A 21,680-nucleotide genomic window follows, 5' to 3' on the forward strand; every position below is an offset into this window, starting at 1 on the left:
CCGGGGTTTTTGTTTGCGCCGGCGCCTATTCGTCCAGGAACGCCGCCACCCAGAAGAACGGCGCGTTCCAGTTCACCGCCACCTCGTTCTGGGTGAAGGCCCCGACGTCGTCGGTCCAGCAGGTCTGGGGCGCGCACTGGCCCTGCATCTTGCGGGCGACCTCGTCGCCGAAGGCGGTGTTGTTGGGCCCGCCCGAGATCACCCCCGGCGGCGGGGCGGGATACTTGCCCTGGCCGAACCAGAACCGGTGGTGCGGATGCTTCATCGGCCGCGCGCCCCAGCCGGTCACATAGGACTGGTCCAGCGGGTTGCGGCCCAGCACGTAGTCCATGGCGTCGGCCGCGGCCTGGCGATAGGTGGGCTTGCCGGTGAAGTCGTGGGCCAGGCCCAGCACCATGGCCCGATTCATCAGGCCGCCGTTCGACCCCCAGGAATAGCGCGTCCCGTTGTCGGGCAGCCGATAGCCGGACCGGGCGTCCTCGGTCACATACCGGTCGGCGGCGAGCGACAGCCCCTGGCGGGCGGCGTCGCGCACCTCGGCGGGAACCTTGTCCGACAGCGCGAGGCTGATCACTCCCAGCGTCGCGGTGTTGCCCCAGCCCGGCGCCTCGGCGGCCTTGCCCGCGGCCGGCGCGAACGGCGAGGCCCGCACGATTTCGCCGTAGGAGCCTTCGCCGGTGGTCGCCCACAGCTCGGCCGCCGCCCAGAACAGCTCGTCCGACAGCTCCGGATCGCCATAGCCGCCCCCGCCGGTGAACTGGCTGTGGGCGTAGATCTCCGGATTGCGCCGCGCCGCCTCGAAGGCCGATCGGGCCACGCCCAGGCAACGGGCCGAGAAGGCCGGATCGATCGTCTTCCACACCCGCGCGCACTGGGCCGCGACGGCGGCCAGGTTCAGGGTCGCGCCCGTGGTCGGATGGTAGAGGAAGCGCGGGGCCGGATCCTCGTGCGGCGCGGTCGGCAGGCCGGTCCAATAGACGTCGGTCAGCTTCTGGTGCGCCATGCCCGAGGCGTCGATCGGCGTCAGGGCCAGCGGCCCCTTGCCTTGATGGCCGACCGGAAGGGCCATGGTCGTGCCGGCTAGAACCTGCATGGCCAGCAGGAACTCCAGCTCCCATCGCGCCTCGTCCAGCAGGTCGGAGACGCCGTTGCCGGCCTCGGGAATGCGCTGGGTCCCGTCGCCGAAGGCGTCCGGCCGGCCCAGGGCTGTGAGCCGCTCGTGATAGTTCACCAGCGTCCACACGGCGATGCCGCCATTGACCACGTACTTGCCCTGGTCGCCGGCGTCGTACCAACCCTTGCTGGCGTCGAGCGTGTAGTCGCAGCCGGCCCAGGCCTGGCCGCGCTCGTCCTTGCCGTGGAAGCAGGTGGCCTTGTCGGGCGCGTGGCCGGCCGGGCGGGCCAGCTTGGGATCGTCGCCGAACCGGGCCTCGATCGGTATGCCGCTGCGGTTCTGGTAGAAGAAGGCCAGGGCGTCGCGCTTCAGCCGGGCATAGGGATGGGCGGCGACCGCGAACGGCCGGCTGGCCCGCTCGCCGACCCTCAGGCGGTAGCCGTCGCCGACCGGCGCGGCCGAAAAGTCGATCCGGTGCAGGCTCTCGCCCGAGGCGGCGTCCGGGCCGATCACGCGGGTCTGGCCGCTCAGCACGACGCCCCCGACCTTGTCCTCCAGTGTCCAGTCTAGCGGCGTCGCCGAAGCCTCGGGCAGCACCGCCTGCTTGCCGAGGTTCGCCAGCACCCCGACCTGGTTCAGCCGGATCGGCGCCAGGGGCTCGGCGGCCCGGGCGCCGAAGGCGGCGGAGGCGGCGAGGGCGGAGGCGGCCAGCAGGGCGAGGATTGGACGGGATGGCAAGGCTTCCTCCGGGACGCGAATGGACCGGGCGTCTTATCGCGCCCCGCCGACACTCTAGGCGATGTCTGACAGCGTTGTCACGCGCTGCGCCCGTCACCCCTCTGACCGTGAAATCCGCGACCGACGCCCCTGGACACCGGTGTCTTTGCCACTACGACAGGGGTCAACAACGACAAGGGAGCGGCCGGGAAATGATCGATCGTCGGGCGATGATGCTGCTGGCCGCCGCCGGGCTGGCGGCGGGGCCCGCCACCGCGCGCGAGACGGACGCCGACACGGCGCTGAAAGTTCTGCTCGACGGTTTCGCCAAGGGCGGCACGGCGGCCGAGCGGCTGAAGGCGCTGGCGGCGATCGACGCCGCCGCCCTGTCGCCGCATGCCCGGATCGACCACGACGCCGTGCGGATCGCCGCCGAGGGCGAGGCGGCCCTGGTTCGCCGCTTTCCGTTCGGCGCGGGCCTGGCCGGTCCCTATGTCGTCACCACCCGCGCCGGCGCCTGGCTGAAGGCGGCCGAGGCGGTAGGCAAGCCCGAGGCCGAAGCGACCCTGGTCAAGCGCATCGACGCCGAGACCGACCAGATCGAGCATGACGCCGCGCGGGGCGTGATCTTGCCGCATGTCCAGATCGCTCGCCTCGAGACAGCCATTGTCGAGGTCGCCCGCAAGGTCGCCGCGGCGCCGGCGCTCGCCACCTCGCTGACCTGGCAGGCCGAGACCCTGTCCACCCTCAAGCCCCGCGCCGGAAGGGCCGCCGGCGTCCGCTTCAAGGACCGCGAGGCCTATTACGCCATGATGCTGCAGGCCCAGCTTGGCGCGGCGGTCGCGCCGGCCGAGGCCCGGCGCCGGCTGGACGACGTGATCCGCGCTCTGCACGCCCGCGCCGACGTCCTGCTGAAGGCCCAGGGCCTGACGAGCGGCGGGGTGGGCGAGCGCCTGCGCGCTCTCGCCGCCGACGAACGCTGGCTCTACAGCGACGACGACGCCGGCCGCGACCGCGCCGTCGCCGACATGGCGCCGTGGCTGGCCAAGGCCCGCGCCCGCCTGCCGCAAAGCTTCAAGGGCCTGCCCGCCGCCGTCGACGCCGTCTCGGTGCGCCGCATGTCGCCCGCCGACGAGGCCGCCGGCCGCCAAGGCTATCGCGACCTGCCCTCGGCGGACGGCTCAAAGCCCGGCGCCTACTATCTCGACCTCAAGCAGATTCGCCGCCGTCCCAGCTGGAGCCTGCCGGCCGTGGTCCACCACGAGGTGATCCCCGGCCACATGCTGCAGATCCCGCTGGAGGAGGCGTCTGGCGCGCACCCGTACCGCACGCGCGTCGCCTGCCCGGCGGCGATGGAGGGCTGGGCCGTCTATGCCGAGCACCTCTTCTGGGAAACCGGCGCCTTCGACGGCGAGCCACTGGCCGAGATCGGCGGCCTCTACTGGATCCTTTTCCGCGCCGCCCGCGCCCGCATGGATCTCGGCATTCACCTGGAAGGCTGGACCCCGGAGCGGGCCATGGCCTTCCTCGCCGAAACCCAGGGCGACCCGGTGATCTTTGCCCCCTTCACCCAGGAAGTGGAGCGCGCCGCCATCGCGCCGGGAGCCGCGGCGGGGCAGGGGCTCTACTGGCTGGAGCTGGCTCGCCTGCGCCAGGGCTGGCGCGGGACCCTGCGGGAGTTCCATAGCCGGGTGCTGGATCGCGGGACGCTGCCGTTGGCGCTCCTCTGACCCTTCTCCCCTTGCGGGAGAAGGTGGCGGCCGAAGGCCGTCGGATGAGGGGTCTCTCAAACACGAGACGCCCCACCCGGCTTATCCGCTTTTCGCGATGGACAGGCCTATCGACCCCTCATCCGTCGGCTGCGCCGACACCTTCTCCCGCAAGGGGAGAAGGGCGCGCTTCACCCCGCCCCCACATACTTCAGCAGCGTCACCATGTTCTCGATGTAGCTGCCCGTCGAAATCCCGATCTTCGGCTTGTCGGTCACATAGGGCGAGGTGTCCGACGCGTCGCCCACATGCGTCCTGCTGAAATCCCCCGGCGCGGGCGTGGCCGAGCCGTCGCCGATATAGGGGTTGGACGTCGCCTTCAGCTCGGTCGGCCACCAGCCGGCTTCGTTCAGCGCCGCGATCAGGCCGGCGACCTTGTCCGGCGCGCTGGCGGTCGTGTCGCCCTTCAGGGCCCCGACATTGAGGTCCGACACCGACACGTCCTTCAGGGTGAAGTATTTCGGCAGCGCCTGGCGGCCGGCCTTCAGCGGCGAGGCCTTGCTGATCACCTCGGGCGGCGTGGCCTTCAGGGTCTCCAGCCGCTTGCGCAGGGCCGGGATGTTGATCCCCCGGAACGACGAATAGTGCGCCACCGTGTTCTCGGGGTTCTGGTCGACGAAGTAGCGGCCGTTGACGACGTTGCTGCCAGTGCGGTGCACGTAGAGCGGCTTGTTCGTGCCGATATCGACGAAGGTCGGGAAGGCCCGGCCCTTCTGGTGTTCCACGGGCAGGCGCAGGGTCTCCAGCCAGTCCAGCGCCTCGGAGAGGCGCGCCAGGTACTTCGGATCCCCGGTCAGTTCGTAGAAGCCCATGCAGGCGGTGATGTTGGCGGCCGTGGTGTGGGTGGCGAAGGCTTCGGGCTCATAGGTGCGGGCGCCGGCAGGCTTCAGGTCGCTGACCCGGTGCTGCAGGCCCCAGCCCGGCTGGGGCTGCGGCTGCTGGCAGGCCAGGAAGCTGTCCATGGCCTTGTGGATCGCGGGCAGGGCGCGCGGGTCGCCCAGGGCTTGCCAGACCATGATCAGGAACTCGAGGTTCTCGCCGGCCACGTCGTCGTTGAAGGTGATGTAGCCGGTGTAGTCGGGCCGGCCGTGATGGTGGAACTCGTCCTTCAGCGGGAAGCGCTGCGGCCAGCCGCCGACCGGGTACTGGCTGCTGAGGACGAAGGCGATGGCCTTGTCCAGCGCCGGCTTGAAGGCCTTGTCGTGCTTTTCCACATACAGCCGCAGCAGGAACTGGGCGCTCTCGGCCGTGCCGGCGTCGTCGAAGGTGGCGTTGCCGTAATAGTGCTGGAATTCCTCGAGCCGCCAGCCGTTCTTGCCGATGGTGTCGTACCATTTCTTGATCGACTTCTCGCCGGCCAGGTCGCCCAGATAGTTCCAGCCCCCGGCCGGATGCTGGATCTTGATCAGGGCGTCTGCGACCTGCTTGGCGGCCTCGTAATAATAGGCGTCGCCGGTGGCGTGATAGGCGTCGAGGAACAGGTGGCCCATGGTCGCCGTGCCGGGCGGCTGCACCCAGATCATCGTCGGATAGGCCTCCATCTCGCCCCAGCGGCGCGAGAAGTCGGGCAGGTAGCTCCAGACGTAGCCGCCCTGGTAGGCGACCTTGTCGACCATGAAGGTCGTGGCTCGCTTCATGGTCTCCAGCGCCTGGGCCTTGCTCGGCGCCTCGGCGGCCAGGGCCTTGAATGGCGCGAGACCCGCCGAGGCGGCGAAGGCGGCCGCGGTGGTCGCCATCAGGCGGCGGCGGGAAAGCGGGCTGAGCGGCATCGACGCGAACTCCAGGAAAACCAGGCGCGGCGCAGGGACGCAGGCGGCGGGGGCGGAGACGCGAAAAGCCCGCTTCCAGGAAGCGTCGCCTTGGTTTCCTTCCCCGATCGGAACCATGTCCCGAGTCCTTGCCGCCGTTGGCCCGGCGCGTGTTGGACGGCATGATGTCCACCGGTGTCATCAATGGCAAGCACGCTCTGGGCGAGCCGGCCGGAAAAATCCCCTGGCGCGTGTGTGACAGGCCGCCACGTTGTCTCCAGGCGCGATATCCCCGAAATGACGACCATCGGTTTATGAGGCGACGCCGCCGCGCCGGATGGCAGCGGGCGACGCCGTCCTGTTGGGGAACAGGACGACACCCCCGGGTCCCAAGGACCCGGGGGTGTTTTCATTTCCGGCCCCTCGCACCGCCGTGACGCCGGTCGCGTGCAATCGCACTCTAAGCTCCCGTGAGCGCTAACAAAGTTCGCTGAGCTGCGTCGTGCGGTCGCATGGAGAACGGCGTTCATCTCCAGTAAACAATCATCCCATGCCGAGCCAACACGAACACCTCAAAGAAGCCGAACGGCTGGAGCGCCAGGCCGAGATCGCCGACAGCGCCCACGCCCGCGAAGCCCTTCGCCGCATGGCCCAGACCTCGCGCGTCACCGCCGCCATGGTCGGGCTGATGGAGGCCTGCGCCGAGGACGCGCCCAGCATCTCGTTCTGAGGCCGTCTCACATGCGCCTTTGACGAGCGTCGCGGTCTCGCGCAACTCTCGCTGCCGAGCGATGGAGGGGGAATGGCGGACGACCAAGCGGACATGGGCGTGCTGGCCGACGCGGGGGTCTATTTCCACAGCGTGCTGGAAGCCAGCCAGGACTGCATCCGGGTCATCAGCGCCGCCGGCCGCGTCGAATACATGAACGCCCGCGGCCGCGAGCTCTTCGAGATCGACGACTTCGAAGGCCGCAACCGCAACCAGTACTGGCCCGACCTGTGGCCGCCCGAAAGCCGCCCCGCCGTCGAGAGCGCCCTGAACGGGGCCCTGGCCGGCGGCTCGGCCGCCTTCCGCGCCCTGTGCCCGACCGCCAGGGGCAATATCCGCTGGTGGGACACCACCGTCTCGCCGGTGCTCGACGAAGCGGGCCGGGTGGTGCGGGTGCTAGCCGCCTCGCGCGACGTCACCGCCGCCATGCTGGCCGAGCGCCATCGCCAGCTGCTGGTCAACGAGCTCAATCACCGGGTCAAGAACACCCTGGCCATCGTCCAGTCGATCGCCGCCCAGTCGCTGCGCAACGCCGGGGTCGATCCGGCCGTGCGGCGGGCCTTCGAGGGCCGGCTGATGGCCATCGCCGCCACCCACAACGTGCTGACCGACGAGAACTGGGCCGCCGCCAGCCTGCGCCAGATCGTCGAGGGTTCGCTGAAGCCGTATCTCGGCGGCGAGCACGCGGCGACGATCGCCGGCCCCGACCTGATGGTCTCGCCCAAGCCGGCCGTGGTCATGGCCCTGGCCTTCCACGAACTGGCCATCAACGCCCTGAAGTACGGCGCCCTGTCGGTTCCCGGCGGTTCGGTCGAGGTCGGCTGGGCTTCCGAGCCCGGCGCGCGTATCGCCATCACCTGGACCGAGTACGGCGGACCGCCGGTGGTCCGGCCCACCCGGCGCGGCTTCGGCTCGCGGATCATCGAACTGGCCCTGGCCAGCGAGCTCGACGGCCAGGTGGTTCTCGACTACCGCCCCGAGGGCCTGGTCTGCAGGATCCACGCGCCGCTGGCCGCGCTGGACAAGGTCGACTCGTTCATGACGCTGCAGAGCTGAGCCGCGCAACCTTGACCGTGTCCGGACGCTTTCCTGCCGCAAGTGCCTGCCATCCAGGGTTGGGCTGAACAGGAAACGGGGGCCGGGTGGCCGACTTCGATTGGCGAGCTTGGACGGTGAAGGCGCGTCATGTCGCCCTGACCGTAGTCGCTTTCGTCGCCGCGAGAGTTCGGGGCGTCGTCGCCTTCGTCCGTCGCCATCCGCGCTGGATGGCCGCGCTGGGCTTCGTCTTAGTCGTGCTGCTGGCCGCCTTCGTCTGGGTCGGGGTCAGTCTGCCGCTGTCGCGCTCGCTGGAGCCGCTGCCGAGCCCGGCGGTGGTGCTGCTGGACGCGCAGGGCAAGCCCTTCGCCCGCCGAGGGGCCTACAAGGAGGCCCCGGTCGTCGTCGCCGACCTGCCGGCCTACGTGCCCGACGCCTTCATCGCCATCGAGGACCGGCGCTTTCGCCATCACTTCGGCCTCGACCTCTGGGGCATGGGCCGGGCGGCCGCCGTCAACATCAAGGCCGGCGAGGCGCGCGAGGGCGCCAGCACCATCACCCAGCAACTGGCCAAGAACGCCTTCCTCAGCAACGAGCGCACGCTTCGCCGCAAGGCGCAGGAGGCGGTGATCGCGATCTGGCTGGAACTGCGCCTGTCCAAGGACGAGATCCTCGCCCGCTATCTGTCGAGCATCTATTTCGGCGACGGGGTCTATGGCCTGGGCGCGGCCTCGCGGCACTATTTCGGCCGCCCGCCCGAGACGCTCACCCTCGGCCAGGCGGCGATCCTGGCCGGCATGGTCAATGCGCCCAGCCGCCTGGATCCAGTCGACAACCCCAAGGCCGCCGCCGCCCGCGCCAACCTCGTCCTGGCCGACATGGTCGAGACCAAGGCCATCACGCCGCAGCAGGCCGCCGCCGCCCATGGCGCCCGCGCCCGGGCCGTGCGCGCCAGCCTGCCGGTCGGCGGCTATTTCGCCGACTGGGTCTCGCCCCAGATCGCCGACGCCTTCGAGACCGCCCGCTATGGCGAGGTCAAGGTTCCCACCACCCTCGACGGCCGCCTGCAGCGCCGGGCCGAGCAGGCGGTCAACCGGGCGCTGGCCAAGTCCGGCGGCCGGCTGAAGGCGGGGCAGGCGGCCCTGGTCGCCATGCGCCCCGACGGCAAGGTCGTCGCCATGGTCGGCGGCCGTTCCTACGCCGCCAGCCAGTTCAACCGCGCCGTCCAGGCCAAGCGCCAGCCGGGCAGCGCCTTCAAGCTGTTCGTCTACCTGGCCGCCCTGCGCGACGGGGCCCGCACCGACATGCGGGTGGTCGGCGATCCGATCACCATCGGCGGCTGGACCCCGAAGAACTACGAGGGCGGGGCGGGAACCGACCTGACCCTTCGCGACGCCTTTGCCCAGTCCAACAACGTCATCGCCGCGCGGATCTGGCAGACCGCCGGCGGCGAGGCCGTCGTCCAGGCCGCTCGCGACCTGGGGATCACCTCGCCGCTGAAGGCGACCGACGCCAGCCTGTCGCTGGGCACGGCCGAGACGACGCTGCTGGAACTGACCAGCGCCTACGCCGCCGTCGCCTCGGGACATACGCCCGTTGCGCCCTACGGCCGTCCGCGCCCGGCCGGCCAGGCGCCGCCGCCCAGCCAGGCGCTCGATCCCGCCCAGCGCGCGGCCCTCTACGAGCTGCTCGGGGCGGTGGTCGAGGAGGGCACCGGCCGCGCCGCCCGCACCGGCCAGCTGACCTACGGCAAGACCGGCACCACCCAGGACCATCGCGACGCCCTGTTCGTCGGCTTCACCGGCGACCTGGTGGTCGGGGTCTGGGTCGGCAATGACGACCACTCGCCGATGAACGGCGTCACCGGCGGCGGCCTGCCGGCCCAGATCTGGCGCGACTTCGTCGGTTCGGGCCTCAAGGCCGGCCTGATCGCCCGCGACCGCGCCCCGGTTCCCCGAGCGGCCCCGCCGTCCGAGGACGACGAGGTCGGCCGCGATATCGACCGCGCCGTGGACGGCATCCCCCGCTGGCTGAAGCGGCTGTTCGGCGGCTGATAGGTGCTCTGTGTCGCAGAGTCGTGATTGGACGGTTAGGCGCGGCCGTGACCTGCTGCGGCTGATCCACGGAGGACGCCATGCCGCTCCCCAAACCACCCCCGAAAACCAAATGGGCCGCCGCGATGCAGGCCGGCCAGGCCCAACGCGACGCCAAGGCCGCCAAAGCCCGCGAAGCCGCCAAGGCCGCGACGGAAATCATCGTGCATCTGAACCCTCTCCCATAGGGAGAGGGAGGGGCCCAGGCGAGAGCCTGGGAGGGTGAGGGGGTACGCCGCCTGCGGTCCCACCCCCCTCCGTAAAATCCCCGCGAAAGCGGGGACCCAGGCTTTTTCTGCAACCCTCGGCGCCAGACGATAAAACACCTGGGGCCCCGCGTTCGCGGGGGTTTTACGGTTTGAGGACGGCCTTACGCACGCTGCTCACACGGCGAACTCGGAAAAGAGTCCAGCAAAATCAACGCTCTAAACTTTCTCGACCCCAACTTATCCCCACCCACTCAAACCGCCCCCATACTCAAACCCATCCCAGCCATGGGGAGGGCTCTTGGTACCGGCCCAAGTTGCGGCTGTGATCGCATCGAGCGGGGCCGCTTGTTGCGTCATGGGAAGGGCGGGTTTGCAGGATCGCTCAGAAGGCGTGACTGGACCGCCAGCCGTTCCGTGACGCGACAAGCGGGTCGACAGGCCGGGAACGTTCAAACCGGTTCAACAGGATCAGCCGAGGCCGCGCCGGATTACCGCGGGGCTGTCGATCCTGCCCGTCCGAGGGCTAGCCGGGCCAATGGCTGAAATAGCGCCTACGCCCCCGGTCCTTCGAGCCAACGATGTGGCGGAGCGGTCAGACGAAGCCGAAACGCAAACAAACCCTACGGTCTCCGGGCTCCGCCCGACCGCTCCGCGCCTTCCCGACCTAACGCGCATTCGCGCGGGAGAACGCTCACCCATGTCCCTCTCCCCTTGCGGGAGAGGGTGGCCTGCGAAGCAGGTCGGGTGAGGGGTCTCTCAAACCTCGAAGCTGCGAGCAGCGGTCGGGCCGGGTGGAGTGTCTCCTGTCTGAGAAACCCCTCATCCGACGGCCCTCGCCGCCACCTTCTCCCGCAAGGGGAGAAGGAAAGATCAGGTGCAAACCGCCACGCACCGCGCCGCCAGCGCCTGCGTCGCATCCACGAAAGGCACGACAAGATCACCCTGGCCCAGCACCAGCGGAACCTCGGTGCAGCCCGCCACCACGGCCTCGGCGCCCAGCCCCACCAGCCGGTGGGCCAGGGCGGCCATGGTCTCGCGGGCTCCGTCCGACAGGTCGCCGCGCTTGATGCGATAGAGCAGGGCCATGAACTCGACCTGCTCGTGGTCGCCCAGGGTCACGGCCTCCAGCCCCAGGTGCGAGAGCCGGTCGCGATAGATCGACAGCGCCGAGCCGGTGCCCAGCACGCCGATCCGCGTCGCGCCGTGCACCCGGGCGGCCTCGACCGCCGTCTCCGGCAGGTCGATCAGCGGCAGGCCGCTGGAGCGCACCTCATCGGCGAAGGCGTGGGCGGTGTTGCAGGCGATGGCCAGCACCTGCGCGCCCGCGTCCCGCAGCCCCGCCGCCATGGCCGCCAGCACCGGCCCGGCCGCGTCGCCCTCGTGGTTGCGGTCGGGAACCTTGGGATTGATGTCGACCAGCACCCGGATGTGGTCCTGCTCGCGGACCACGGGCGTGGCCGCCTGCAGCTTGGCCAGGAAGTCGAGGGTGGCGGCCGGTCCCATGCCGCCCAGCACGCCGAGGATCTTGCTCATCGTCTTGTTCCTTCAGCCAAGGGTCCCTCAGCCCAGCGCCGGTTCCAGCACCGACTGGTAGCCGAACAGGCCCTGGGCCCCGCCCGTATGCAGGAACACCACCCGCTCGTTCTTGAACCTTCCCTTGCGGGCCTGGTCGATCAGCCCCTTCATGGCCTTGCCCGAATAGACCGGATCCAGCAGCAGCCCCTCGGTGCGCGCCGCCAGCGCCAGGGCGTCGATCACCCCCTGGTCCACCAGGCCATAGCCCTCGCCGACATAGTCGCAGTCGGCCACCACAGCCTCGCGCTTCACCCGTCCCGCCGCGCCGATGGTCTCGGCGGTAGCAACGGCCAGATTGAAGACGTTTTCCTCCTGTTTGACTTTCGGCGCGCGCACGCCGAAGCCCAGAATCGGTATGTCGACCGACAGGGCGGCGAAGCCCGCGACCAGGCCCGCATGAGTGCCGGCGCTGCCGGTGGCGGTGACCAGGCGGTCGATCTTCAGGTCCAGGGCATCGGCCTGCACCACCAACTCGCGGGCGCAGTCGACATAGCCCAGGGCCCCGACCGTGTTGGAGCCGCCGCCGGGGATCACATAGGGCCTGCCGCCGCGCCGACGGACGATCTCGGCGGTCGCCTCCAGCTCTTCGTTCATGTCGGTCCCGCCGGGCACGAAGCGGATCGAGGCGCCCATCAGCTTGTCGAGCAGCACATTGCCGTTGCCGACATAGTCGCTGGCCTTCGAGCCCGTGCGCTCCTCGAGAATGACTTCGGTCGGCAGGCCAAAGCGCACCCCCGCCGCGATGGTCTGGCGCACGTGGTTGGACTGAACAGCGCCCTGCGTCACAAGGGTGTCGGCCCCCAGAGCCAGGGCCTCGCCGAGCAGGAATTCCAGCTTGCGGGTCTTGTTGCCGCCGCCGGCCAGGCCCGTGCAGTCGTCGCGCTTGACCCACAGGTCGATGCCCAGTTCCGCGCCCAGCCGGGGCAGCGGCTCCAGCGGCGTCGGCAGGTGGGCGAAGCGGGCGCGGGGAAAGCGGGCCAGATGCATGCGGGAACTCCGTTCGACCGCTCCGAGATAGGCCGCCGCCCGTCGGCTGGCAAAGCGTTTTCGGGCGTTTTGCCGCGCCGCCCGCTCCCGTCCGGTGCTATGCTGGCCCGGCCGGACGGCCTCGACGTCGACCGGTTCGAAAAGCCCGTCCCCGCACGTCCGCGGCTTGGGTTCTCCCATCCCGCGGGCCTGCCGGAAGGCCGGGTGAACGTTGGGAGAAAACGCATGAACACCCAGACTGCGAAGTCTCGGCCGCCCGCTCGCGGCTGGATCCTGGGCGTCGCCGCCCTGGCCCTGCTGACGCCGCCTGGCGGCGCCGGCGCCTCGACGCTGATCTTCGGCGGCGGCATGGCCCAGGACTGTTCGGAAGCCGTGGTCCGCGGCCGTTCGGACGACACGACGATGCGCCTGTGCACCTCGGCCCTGGAGGTCGAGGCCCTGAAGTCCGGCGACCGGGCCCGCACCCTGGTCAATCGCGGCGTGATCCAGCTGCGCCGCAAGGCCTATGTCGAGGCCCGTGACGACTTCGACGCCGCCGGCCGCATCGATCCCAAGCTGGGCGAGGCCTATGTCAATCGCGGCGCGGCCTTCGTGGCCGAGGAGCGGTTCGTCGAGGGGCTGGCCGAGATCGATCGAGGCCTGGCCCTGGGCGTCGTCTCGCCGGAACGGGCCTTCTACAACCGCGGCCTGGCGCACGAGAACCTGGGCGACCTGCCGGCCGCCTATCGCGACTACCGCCGGGCCTCCGAACTCGATCCCGACTGGGCGGCGCCGAAGGAGGAGCTGGCGCGTTTCTCGATCGAGAGCCCCTGACGGCAGGGGGAACGACGCGGAGGCGTGGAATGACCGGACGATCGATGGGGGCGGCCGCCTTGGCCGTGGCTTTGGCGGGCGCCCCCTGGAGCGGCGCGGCCCTGGCCCAGGTCGATCCGGGGGCTCTGCGCGACCGCAACGCCGCGCGGATGGAGATCGACAGCCTGCGCCAGGACCAGCTGGCCTCGGCCCGGCGGGTCCAGGCGGCTCGCGATCGGGCCGCCGCCGGCGCCGCCGTGCACGGTCTGGCGACGGCGCCCGCCTCGCCGCGTCCGCTCAGGGCCCTGCCCGAGCGCGGCGATCCGGCCGCGGCCCAGTCGCTGCGCCTCGACGAGCTTGACCGCTTGACCGACGCCCGCCTGGCGCGGAGCAATGCCGCCATCCGGGCCATCAAGCCCGCCTCCGAACGCTAAGGGAGCGCTGAACGCATGGAATGGGAAGGCGGCCGGCGCTCCGGCAATATCGAGGACCGGCGCGGTCTGGGTCCGGTCGGCGTGGCCGGCGGCGGCATCGGGGCGGTGGCCCTGGCCGTGGTCGGCTATCTGGTGTTCGGCATCAGTCCCGAGACCACGCTCAGCGTCGTCAACGGCGCCCAGCAACCGGCGGCCCAGCAGCAAGGCGAGCGGGGTTCCACCCAGGACGAAGGCGGCCGCTTCGTCGACGTCATCGAGACCTCGAACGCCGACGTCTGGGGGCCGATCTTCGCCCGCTCGGGCGGCAAGTACGTGCCGCCGTCGGCCGTGGTGCTCTACGACGCCTCGACCGGCACCGGCTGCGGAACCGGCCAGTCGGCCATGGGGCCGTTCTATTGCCCGGCCGACCGCAAGGTCTATCTCGACCTGTCGTTCTGGAACGAGTTGGAAAGCCGCTTCGGCGCCAAGGGCGAGTTCGCTCGCGCCTATGTCATCAGCCACGAGATCGGCCACCACATCCAGAACCAGCTGGGCGCCAACCGCCAGGCCGATCGACTGGGCCGCCAGGGCGCCGAAAGCGGCTCGGTGCGGCTGGAGCTGCAGGCCGACTGCTACGCCGGCGTCTGGGCGCGACATGCGCCCGAGGTCTCCAACATCCAGATCACCCGCGCCGACATCGAGGACGGCCTGGGCGCCGCCGCCGCCGTCGGCGACGACACGATCCAGGAAAAGGCCCAGGGGCGCGTGGTGCCCGACAGCTTCACCCACGGCTCCAGCGCCCAGCGCATGCGCTGGTTCGGCAAGGGCTATGACGCGGGCAAGCCGGCGGCCTGCGACACCTTCTCTGCGGCGACGCTCTAGCGGTTATTCGGCAGGCAGGGCCGCGGGCGCCGCAGCCGGCGCCTGCGGCTGCTCCTTGGGTTCGGGCTTGCGCTTGAGGTTCTCGCCGAGGATTTCGCGGGCCCGCTTCCAGATGTCTTCGGCGAACACCGCGCCGATGAAGCCCATGGCCAGCATGCCGATCGGATTGGTCTGGCCGCCCTCGTTGAACAGCCGCGCGCCGCATTCGCTGAGGAGGAAGATCGTGAAGGCCGCCCCCATGCCGTGGACCAGCACCCGGGCCGGGGCGCCGCTGACCGCCACCCGCTCGCCCACCCGCACCAGCCCGTCGTCGCCCACGACGTAGTTGGCGCGGAAATAGACGATGTTGTTGCTGCCGGCATGGTCCGAGCGCGAGGCGGCGTTGATCCGCAGGGCCAGGGCCTTGAGCGCCAGGATCTCCTGCCGGCGCAACTGCCGTTCGCGCTGGGCCCGCGACGAGACGTCGTCCTCGGCCGGCGGCGGGGCATGGCTGAGGGCTTCGCTGCGGGCGAACAGGGCGTCGACCTGGACGCGGGCTTCCGCATCGACCGGCTGGTCGGGCTCGGCGTTCAGCTCGGGACGGTCGGGCCGGCCCAGCATCCGGATCGCCGCGCCGAACAGGCCAAAGCCGATCAGGCCCAGGATCAGCAGGGTCGAGGCCGGCACGCCGATCAGCCAGCGATACAGCACCCGCTCGATCAGGTTGCCCAGCCGCAGGTTGCGATCGGCCTCGATCGTCGATCCGGCCGCCGTCGCCACCTCGACCGGCGCCTTGCAGGTCTTCTTGATCTCCTCGGTATAGGGCGCGGCGGCGGCGAGGTTGCGCAGGTTCATCCTGCGATCGACGATCGACACGGTCTGCACGCCCGACAGCGCCCCCAGGCATTGGCGCAGCTGCAACCGGCGCGTCGTGACCTGCTCGCGATAGCGCTCGACCAGGATGTCGACATAACCGGGCAGCTGGCTGGGCGGGAACCGGCCGACGGCCTCGTTGTAGTCGCGGACGATCTCCAGCTTGCGCGACACCCGGTACTGCTCGAACCGCTGGCTGAGCTTCTGGTAGTCGTTGACGCCCTGGACGATGATCCGCAGCTGCTCGGCCTGGTCCACCGCCGGGGTCACGGCCAGCGCCGCCGGCGTGGCGGCGGGCTTGGCCTCTCCGCCGACCTCCGGGCCGGGCGCCGCGATCGGCGCCGGCGTAGGCGGCACGGCGTTGGCCGCATTGACCGCCTGGCCCAGCAGCAGGCCGGTATTGACGGGCAGGGGCTCCATGCTCTGGCTCGACATCGCCTTGGCCTCGACGTCGTCGAGCCTTCGGTTCAGTTCGGCCTGGTCGACGGCCGTGGTCTCTTGGGTCAACAGTAGCAGCGAGCCGATGGCCAGGTACGAGGCCGGGATCAGGATGGCGGTGTAGACGACCGCGGCGATCCACTTGGGATAGGCGATGATCGGCTCGCGCGAGCCGTCGGCCGGATACCATTCGGTGCGAGCCTCGGCGATGGCGCGGGCCAGCACCAGGCAGATGCCGAACACGATCAGGAACCAGATCCAGGCGCCGCCGGTCATGGTTCCGGCGGGGGCGGACGACAGGCCGGCCGGGATCAGGTCGGCCGGGGTGCAGCCCCGGTCGCCGCGACTGATGAAGCCGTGCAGCACGCCGGTTATCCGGCCCTTCAGCACGGTCTGGCGGCGCTGTTCCGGCTTCAGCACGCCGCCCGAGCAGGGATCCACGCCGCTGACCGCCTGGGACACCAGGGCCGGCGTCCAGGCCAGGGCCGCCTCGACCACCCGGCCGGTCTTCTGGGCCAGCGAGCCGATGGCCGGCGGCGAGGCGACCGAGGCGATCGCCAGCGACATGGCCACGGCCACGACCGAGGCGCTGGTCAGGGCCTGCTTCTGCGGCGTCACGGCCACGACCAGGCCCCACAGCACGGTGGCCCAGATCAGGGCGGCCAGCGACAGCAGCGCCAGCCAGCCGCCGAAGAAGGCCAGGTCCAGCGGCAGGTCGGGCAGATAGAACAGCAGCAGGCCGATCAGGCTCGCCGGGATCGTCCCGGCCGCCAGCAGGGGCAGGCCCACGGGCACCTTGGACCGCTCGAAGAAGGCCAGAAGTTCGGAACGTTCGCCCATGCGGCTCCCCTCGCCACGGCGCTTGTCGCTGAAGATGTATCCGCCTAATCGTGCAACCTGTAAATGTGAATGCTCGGCTGCAGGCCTGAAGGAGCCGGCGGTTGCGATCCGCTAACCATGCCGATTCATGCGACGTAAGGACGCGGCATGTATTCCGGAGGTTGAGCGAGGCCGGAGCCCATGTCTGCAACCTCAACCTTCGGCAAACGGGCCGTTCCGCCCAAATCCCTGGCGGACGCCTGGGACCTGCCGCCGATCCGATCGTCCGCGCCGCAGGCGGCGGCCGCCGAGCCCGAGGCCGTTCCCGACCGTACCCCGTATCTGAGCGTCGCCCTGCTGACGCTGCTGGCGCTGATCTTCGTGTTCGAGCCCACGCGCGGCCTGCCGATGGGCCAGGGCATGGAGTTGGCCCTCCATAACCTGATGGCCGTGGGCGGCGTCAGCCGGCGACTGGTCGTCGAAGGCGGCGAGTGGTGGCGGATCTTCACCGCGCCCCTGCTGCACGCCAACCTGGCCCACATCGTCGGCAACGCGGTGGTCATGGCCTTCGCGGCGATCACGCTGGAACGGGTGGCCGGCCGCGCCTGGCTGGCGGCGGCCTTCGTCGTCTCGGCGATCGGGGGCTCCATCGGGTCGCTGCTGCTCAACGATCCGCGGACGGTCACGGTCGGCGCTTCGGGAGCGATCATGGGCCTGCTGGCGATGATCCTGGCGATCAGCCTGCACCCCAGCATGCACGAGCACGCCAAGCGCCTGCGCTGGATCACCCTGCGCCTGTTCGTGCCGTCGGTGATCCCGTTCGGGGCGCTGACCGGGTCGAACATCGACTACAACGGCCATCTGGGCGGCGCCGTCGCCGGCGGCGCCATCGGCTTCCTGCTGCTGGCCACCTGGGACGAGGAGGCCGACCACCCCAGCGCCGGCCGCTGGCTCTGGTTTATCGGCGGCGCGGGCCTGGCGCTGGCGGTCACGGCCTTCGCCCTCGTGGCCACCCGCCATGATCGCTACATCGAGCGCGGCCGCCTGCTGGCGCCCGGCGACCTGTTCACGGAAAAGGTCGAGTCCGACCCGCGCGAGATCGCCGCCCTGGTCGCGGCCTATCCGCGGGATCCGCGGACGCGCCTGCTGCTCGCCCGCGCCCACCTGCAGGCTCACCGTCTGGCCGAGGGCGAACGGGAAGTCCGCCTGGCCCTGGCCGAGCGCGAGATTCTGACCGAGGATCTGCCGACGAAGTTCGAACTGCTGCTGCGCTACCACCTCGTCGCCCTGGTCGCCGCCCAGGGGCGTCGCCAGGAGGCCACGGAAGAAGCCCGCCCGCTCTGCGCCCTGAAGGACGTCGATCCCGCCTTGAAGCCGCTGGACAAGCTGGTCCGCAGCGACGGGCTTTGTCCCGCGCTCCCTTGACCTAGGCGTCAACATCCCTAGTGTCCGCCCTGTTCACCGGGGGGTCGCTGTCGCGGCTGAGATTGGGCTTGAGCCCTGACCCGTCGAACCTGATCCGGGTCATGCCGGCGAAGGGAGGGAACGCGGTCTGGAGGCGTCTATTCCAGCCCGTAAACCGACTTAGCTCGACACGTCCGGGTCTCTTCAATGCTTGAGGAGCCCGCAACATGAACGCCCAAACCCCCATCATCCCGGCGACCAGCGACGTCGCCACCGGCCCCATTCCCGGGTCGCGCAAGGTCCATCAGGCCGGCGAGCTGTTCCCGGACATCCGCGTGCCGTTCCGCGAGGTGGCCGTCCACCCGTCGGCCAACGAGCCGCCGGTGACCATCTACGACCCGTCGGGTCCCTATACCGACCCGACCGTGACCATCGACATCGAGAAGGGCCTGCAACGCGCACGCGAAGCCTGGGTCATCGCCCGGGGCGACGTCGAAGTGGTCGCCAACCCGCGCGAGGTCAAGCCCGAGGACAACGGCTTCGCCCAGGGCAAGCACCTGGCCCCGCAGTTCCCCGACAATGGCCGCAAGATCTATCGCGGAACCCAGGGCAAGCTGGTCACCCAGCTGGAATACGCCCGCGCCGGCATCATCACCGCCGAGATGGAATATGTCGCCATCCGCGAGAACCTGCGCCGCGAGCAGAGCCGCCCCTGCGTGCGCGACGGCGAGGACTTCGGGGCCAGCATCCCCGACTTCGTGACGCCGGAGTTCGTGCGCCAGGAAGTGGCTCGGGGCCGCGCCATCATCCCGGCCAACATCAACCACGGCGAGCTTGAGCCGATGGCGATCGGCCGCAACTTCCTGGTCAAGATCAACGCCAACATAGGCAACTCGGCGGTGCTTTCGACCGTCGCCGACGAGGTCGACAAGATGGTCTGGGCCACGCGCTGGGGCGCCGACACGGTCATGGACCTGTCGACGGGCCGCAACATCCACAACATCCGCGACTGGATCATCCGCAACAGCGCCGTCCCCATCGGCACCGTGCCGATCTATCAGGCGCTGGAGAAGGTCAACGGCGTGGCCGAGGACCTGAACTGGGAGGTCTTCCGCGACACCCTGATCGAGCAGGCCGAGCAGGGCGTCGACTACTTCACGATCCACGCCGGCGTGCGGCTTCCCTTCGTGCCGATGACCGCCAAGCGCGTCACCGGCATCGTCAGCCGCGGCGGCTCGATCATGGCCAAGTGGTGCCTGGCCCACCACAAGGAGAACTTCCTCTACGAGCGCTTCGACGAGATCTGCGAGATCATGCGCGCCTACGACGTGTCGTTCTCGCTGGGCGACGGCCTGCGTCCCGGCTCGACCGCCGACGCCAACGACGAGGCCCAGTTCTCGGAACTGCGCACCCTGGGCGAACTGACCAAAGTGGCCTGGAAGCACGGCGTGCAGGTGATGATCGAGGGGCCGGGCCACGTGGCCATGCACAAGATCAAGGCCAACATGGACGAGCAGCTGAAGCACTGCCACGAGGCCCCCTTCTACACCCTCGGTCCGTTGACCACCGACATCGCTCCTGGCTACGACCACATCACCTCGGCGATCGGGGCGGCGATGATCGGCTGGTTCGGCACGGCCATGCTCTGCTACGTCACGCCCAAGGAGCACCTCGGTTTGCCCGACCGCGACGACGTCAAGACCGGCGTCATCACCTACAAGCTGGCCGCCCACGCCGCCGACCTCGCCAAGGGCCATCCCGGCGCGGCCATGTGGGACGACGCCATCAGCCGGGCGCGGTTCGAGTTCCGCTGGGAAGACCAGTTCAACCTCGGCCTCGACCCCGAGACGGCCCGCAAGTTCCACGACGAGACCCTGCCCAAGGAGGCGCACAAGACCGCGCACTTCTGCTCGATGTGCGGTCCCAAGTTCTGCTCGATGAAGATCAGCCAGGAAGTCCGCGACTTCGCCGCCGCCCAGGCCCCGAACGCGGCCGACCTCGGCATGGCGGAGATGAGCGAGAAGTTCAAAGAGCAGGGGAGCGAGATCTACCTGAAGACGGAGTAGGGCGGCTTTCCAACCGCTTCTCTTGAGGTGAAGCTGACGGGGCCCGGTTCTTTAGAGCCGGGCCTTCGTCATGCAGGGGGCCATGCCGTCAGTCGTGATCGCGGGCAGGGAGATGTTGAAACTTCTGGCGGCGCTGACGGAAGAACAACGAGACATAGCGCTCGAGACGACCCTCGCCAGCCTTTCCTACGCTCGCCGCATCGATCACTGGAGAGCCGTCGGCTACCGAGTGGAGCTCGTCTATCTGCGCCTGGCAAACGTCGAGGAGTTGCTAGCCCGCGTCCGTCGTCGGGTGGCGATGGGAGGGCATGATATTCCCGAGCGGGATATTCGGCGTCGTTTTCCAAAGAGCCTCCAATATCTCGACAAAATCTACAAACCGCTCGTCGACAGTTGGCAGGTCTGGCGGAGTGGCGAGGAAGGTTTGGAACTGCTAGATTCAAGCCTGTCATGAGCCAGAGAACCGACATCAAGCTCGTCGAGGAAGCCTTGAAGGAGGCCGCCTGGAAGGCGCGTCACGGTACGCGTGAGGAGCGGGCGGGCAAGTTTTTGGGGCGTCAGGTCGCGGTGGAGAAGGCAGTCGCCGCTCTTCAAAAGAAGGTCGGTTGAGACTGATCGCTGCGACCTCATGAAAGCACTTACCAGCATTGCCTTTCTTACGGGGCTGGCTGTCGGCGCACCGTCCTTGGCTGCAGTGTCTTTCAATCCTGTTTTCGAGAACGCCGTCGTCGCCAAGCCGCTGCAAGGCGTCTGGCGCTCGCGTGGCTATGGCTGGATCGTAAGGTTCGAGGCGGCGGGGCCGGTTCTCTACCATGTCGCTGGCGAGGACTGCTGGCGTGATCCGCGATCGGAGGCCGATCCGGACGGCGTGTTCAAGCTGTGGCGGCAGGCCGGAGGCGGCGTCGTCGAGACCGCCGGCGATCCAGACGGGACGCTCTATCGCTTCGATCGATTGAAGGCCCTGCCGGCCGCCTGCTTGGCCAACGCGCCGTGGACGCCGCAGCGGACCTTGTCCGCGGTCGCCGACACCTTCGCCGCCTACTATCCGCTGTCGGCCGAGCGCGGCCTGGACTGGTCGGTGCGGCGGCGAGAGGCGATCGCCGCGCTGGGCGGCTCGCCGACGGACGCCGATCTGTGGAAGGCGCTGGGCGTCCTGCTGCGCGGGATCGACGACGCCCATGTGGAGCTGGATGGCGTGGTCGACGGACAGCCGCGCAGCCGCCGCTTCGGCGAGGCCAAGGTGCTGCTCCAGGCCCAGGGACGACCCGGCGGCGAGGCCGCCTGGGGGCGGGTCTGGCGGGACGATGTGCTGGCCGCGCCGTTCAAGGCGCGCCGCGTCGCCAATGGCAGGATCTTCTGGGGGCGCGAGGGCGAGGTCGGATACCTTGCCGTCGTCACCATGGGCGGCTTCGATGCCGAGGCGGGCGACGACGACATGGTCGCGCTGGATGCGACGCTCGACGAGGCGATGGCAGCCTTCGCCGACGCCAAGGCGGTGATCGTCGACGTCAGCAACAATCGCGGCGGCTACGACCTAGTCAGCCGCCGGATCGCGGGGCGGTTCGCGGACGCGCGGCATGTCGTCGGGTCCAAGCGGCCGGCCGGCGTCATGGCGGTTCCCCAGCCCCTGACGATCGAGCCCGCGCCAGGGCCGCGCTATCTCGGACCCGTCTGGCTGCTGACCGGCCCGATCACGGTCAGCGCCGGCGAGACCTTCGTGCTGATGATGCGAAGCCTGCCGAACGTCCGTCAGGTCGGGACGCGTACACGCGGCGCGCTGTCGGATCAGCTTCCCAAGCCGCTGCCGAACGGCTGGGCCTTCGCCCTGCCGGCGGAACTTTATCGCGACTCGTCGGGGGCCGAACTGGAGGGCCGAGGGCTGACGCCGCAGATGCCGCTGCCGGTCTCGGCCTCCGATGCGCCCGGCGGTGGGCATGCCGAAACCCTGAACCGCCTGCTGGCGCTGATCCAAGGTCGCTGAACTTTTCCTCGCCCATG

At 69.8% G+C, this 21,680-nt stretch carries 18 protein-coding genes and 1 riboswitch; of the genes, 13 read left to right on the top strand and 5 right to left on the bottom strand.

Annotation, left to right across the window (positions count from 1 at the left end; genetic code table 11):
• Positions 1-25: 25 nt before the first annotated feature.
• Positions 26-1,852 carry a glycoside hydrolase family 9 protein gene (locus I4Q42_RS01910; protein ID WP_198574373.1) on the bottom strand — a complete coding sequence of 609 codons (1,827 nt, stop codon included), beginning with the start codon at positions 1,850-1,852 and terminating at the stop codon, positions 26-28.
• Between the two features lie 191 nt (positions 1,853-2,043).
• Here I4Q42_RS01910 and I4Q42_RS01915 point away from each other — a divergent pair, with 191 nt between their 5' ends.
• A complete protein-coding gene (locus I4Q42_RS01915) occupies positions 2,044-3,561 on the top strand; it encodes a DUF885 domain-containing protein (RefSeq protein WP_198574374.1) in 1,518 nt (505 codons plus the stop codon).
• Between the two features lie 170 nt (positions 3,562-3,731).
• Here I4Q42_RS01915 and I4Q42_RS01920 read toward each other — a convergent pair whose 3' ends face one another.
• A complete protein-coding gene (locus I4Q42_RS01920) occupies positions 3,732-5,369 on the bottom strand; it encodes a pectate lyase (RefSeq protein WP_198574375.1) in 1,638 nt (545 codons plus the stop codon).
• A 529-nt stretch (positions 5,370-5,898) separates the two neighbouring features.
• Between I4Q42_RS01920 and I4Q42_RS01925 the strand changes: the two genes are divergently transcribed.
• From I4Q42_RS01925 to I4Q42_RS01940, 4 genes are all read left to right on the top strand, one after another.
• Positions 5,899-6,078 (top strand): hypothetical protein, encoded by a 180-nt coding sequence (locus I4Q42_RS01925; RefSeq protein WP_198574376.1) that lies wholly within the window; start codon positions 5,899-5,901, stop codon positions 6,076-6,078.
• Positions 6,079-6,150: 72 nt separating this feature from the next.
• The gene (locus I4Q42_RS01930) at positions 6,151-7,173 is read left to right on the top strand and encodes a sensor histidine kinase (RefSeq protein ID WP_198574377.1); all 1,023 of its coding nucleotides are present in this window, start codon (positions 6,151-6,153) and stop codon (positions 7,171-7,173) included.
• Between the two features lie 86 nt (positions 7,174-7,259).
• Entirely contained in the window at positions 7,260-9,206 is a 1,947-nt protein-coding gene (locus I4Q42_RS01935; RefSeq protein ID WP_332872997.1) for a transglycosylase domain-containing protein, read from the top strand.
• Positions 9,207-9,286: 80 nt separating this feature from the next.
• A complete protein-coding gene (locus tag I4Q42_RS01940; RefSeq protein ID WP_198574378.1) occupies positions 9,287-9,433 on the top strand; it encodes a hypothetical protein in 147 nt (48 codons plus the stop codon).
• 891 nt (positions 9,434-10,324) lie between these two features.
• Here I4Q42_RS01940 and cuyB read toward each other — a convergent pair.
• Complete coding sequence (cuyB, locus tag I4Q42_RS01945; RefSeq protein WP_198574379.1) at positions 10,325-10,987, bottom strand: cysteate racemase; 663 nt, start codon at positions 10,985-10,987, stop codon at positions 10,325-10,327.
• Between the two features lie 27 nt (positions 10,988-11,014).
• Positions 11,015-12,016: a D-cysteate sulfo-lyase gene (gene cuyA / locus I4Q42_RS01950; protein WP_198574380.1), complete on the bottom strand. Its 1,002-nt coding sequence runs from the start codon at positions 12,014-12,016 to the stop codon at positions 11,015-11,017.
• Positions 12,017-12,241: 225 nt separating this feature from the next.
• On the opposite strand from cuyA, the gene I4Q42_RS01955 reads away from it, so the two are divergent.
• The 3 genes from I4Q42_RS01955 to ypfJ are packed head-to-tail and all read left to right on the top strand — an operon-like array spanning position 12,242 to position 14,103.
• Positions 12,242-12,829 carry a tetratricopeptide repeat protein gene (locus I4Q42_RS01955; protein ID WP_198574381.1) on the top strand — a complete coding sequence of 196 codons (588 nt, stop codon included), beginning with the start codon at positions 12,242-12,244 and terminating at the stop codon, positions 12,827-12,829.
• Positions 12,830-12,858: 29 nt separating this feature from the next.
• Positions 12,859-13,242 carry a hypothetical protein gene (locus I4Q42_RS01960; RefSeq protein ID WP_198574382.1) on the top strand — a complete coding sequence of 128 codons (384 nt, stop codon included), beginning with the start codon at positions 12,859-12,861 and terminating at the stop codon, positions 13,240-13,242.
• A gap of 15 nt (positions 13,243-13,257) precedes the next feature.
• The gene (gene ypfJ, locus I4Q42_RS01965; protein ID WP_198574383.1) at positions 13,258-14,103 is read left to right on the top strand and encodes a KPN_02809 family neutral zinc metallopeptidase; all 846 of its coding nucleotides are present in this window, start codon (positions 13,258-13,260) and stop codon (positions 14,101-14,103) included.
• A gap of 3 nt (positions 14,104-14,106) precedes the next feature.
• Here the strand turns inward: ypfJ and I4Q42_RS01970 are convergent, their stop codons facing one another.
• Positions 14,107-16,233, bottom strand: a complete 2,127-nt coding sequence (locus tag I4Q42_RS01970) for a hypothetical protein (RefSeq protein ID WP_198574384.1) — start codon at positions 16,231-16,233, stop codon at positions 14,107-14,109.
• Between the two features lie 180 nt (positions 16,234-16,413).
• On the opposite strand from I4Q42_RS01970, the gene I4Q42_RS01975 reads away from it, so the two are divergent.
• The 5 genes from I4Q42_RS01975 (at position 16,414) to I4Q42_RS01995 (ending at position 21,663) form a co-directional block, all read left to right on the top strand.
• Positions 16,414-17,637, top strand: a complete 1,224-nt coding sequence (locus I4Q42_RS01975) for a rhomboid family intramembrane serine protease (RefSeq protein WP_198574385.1) — start codon at positions 16,414-16,416, stop codon at positions 17,635-17,637.
• A gap of 27 nt (positions 17,638-17,664) precedes the next feature.
• Positions 17,665-17,770: riboswitch (TPP riboswitch) on the top strand.
• A 73-nt stretch (positions 17,771-17,843) separates the two neighbouring features.
• Positions 17,844-19,682 carry a phosphomethylpyrimidine synthase ThiC gene (gene thiC / locus I4Q42_RS01980; RefSeq protein ID WP_198574386.1) on the top strand — a complete coding sequence of 613 codons (1,839 nt, stop codon included), beginning with the start codon at positions 17,844-17,846 and terminating at the stop codon, positions 19,680-19,682.
• A gap of 82 nt (positions 19,683-19,764) precedes the next feature.
• Positions 19,765-20,136: a zeta toxin family protein gene (locus I4Q42_RS01985; RefSeq protein WP_198574387.1), complete on the top strand. Its 372-nt coding sequence runs from the start codon at positions 19,765-19,767 to the stop codon at positions 20,134-20,136.
• Positions 20,133-20,291 carry a hypothetical protein gene (locus tag I4Q42_RS01990; RefSeq protein ID WP_198574388.1) on the top strand — a complete coding sequence of 53 codons (159 nt, stop codon included), beginning with the start codon at positions 20,133-20,135 and terminating at the stop codon, positions 20,289-20,291. The genes I4Q42_RS01985 and I4Q42_RS01990 overlap by 4 nt, the downstream gene beginning before the upstream one ends.
• A gap of 85 nt (positions 20,292-20,376) precedes the next feature.
• Positions 20,377-21,663 (top strand): S41 family peptidase, encoded by a 1,287-nt coding sequence (locus I4Q42_RS01995; protein WP_332873005.1) that lies wholly within the window; start codon positions 20,377-20,379, stop codon positions 21,661-21,663.
• Positions 21,664-21,680 lie beyond the last annotated feature (17 nt).

Source organism: Caulobacter hibisci, from assembly GCF_016135805.1.
GTDB lineage: Bacteria > Pseudomonadota > Alphaproteobacteria > Caulobacterales > Caulobacteraceae > Caulobacter > Caulobacter hibisci.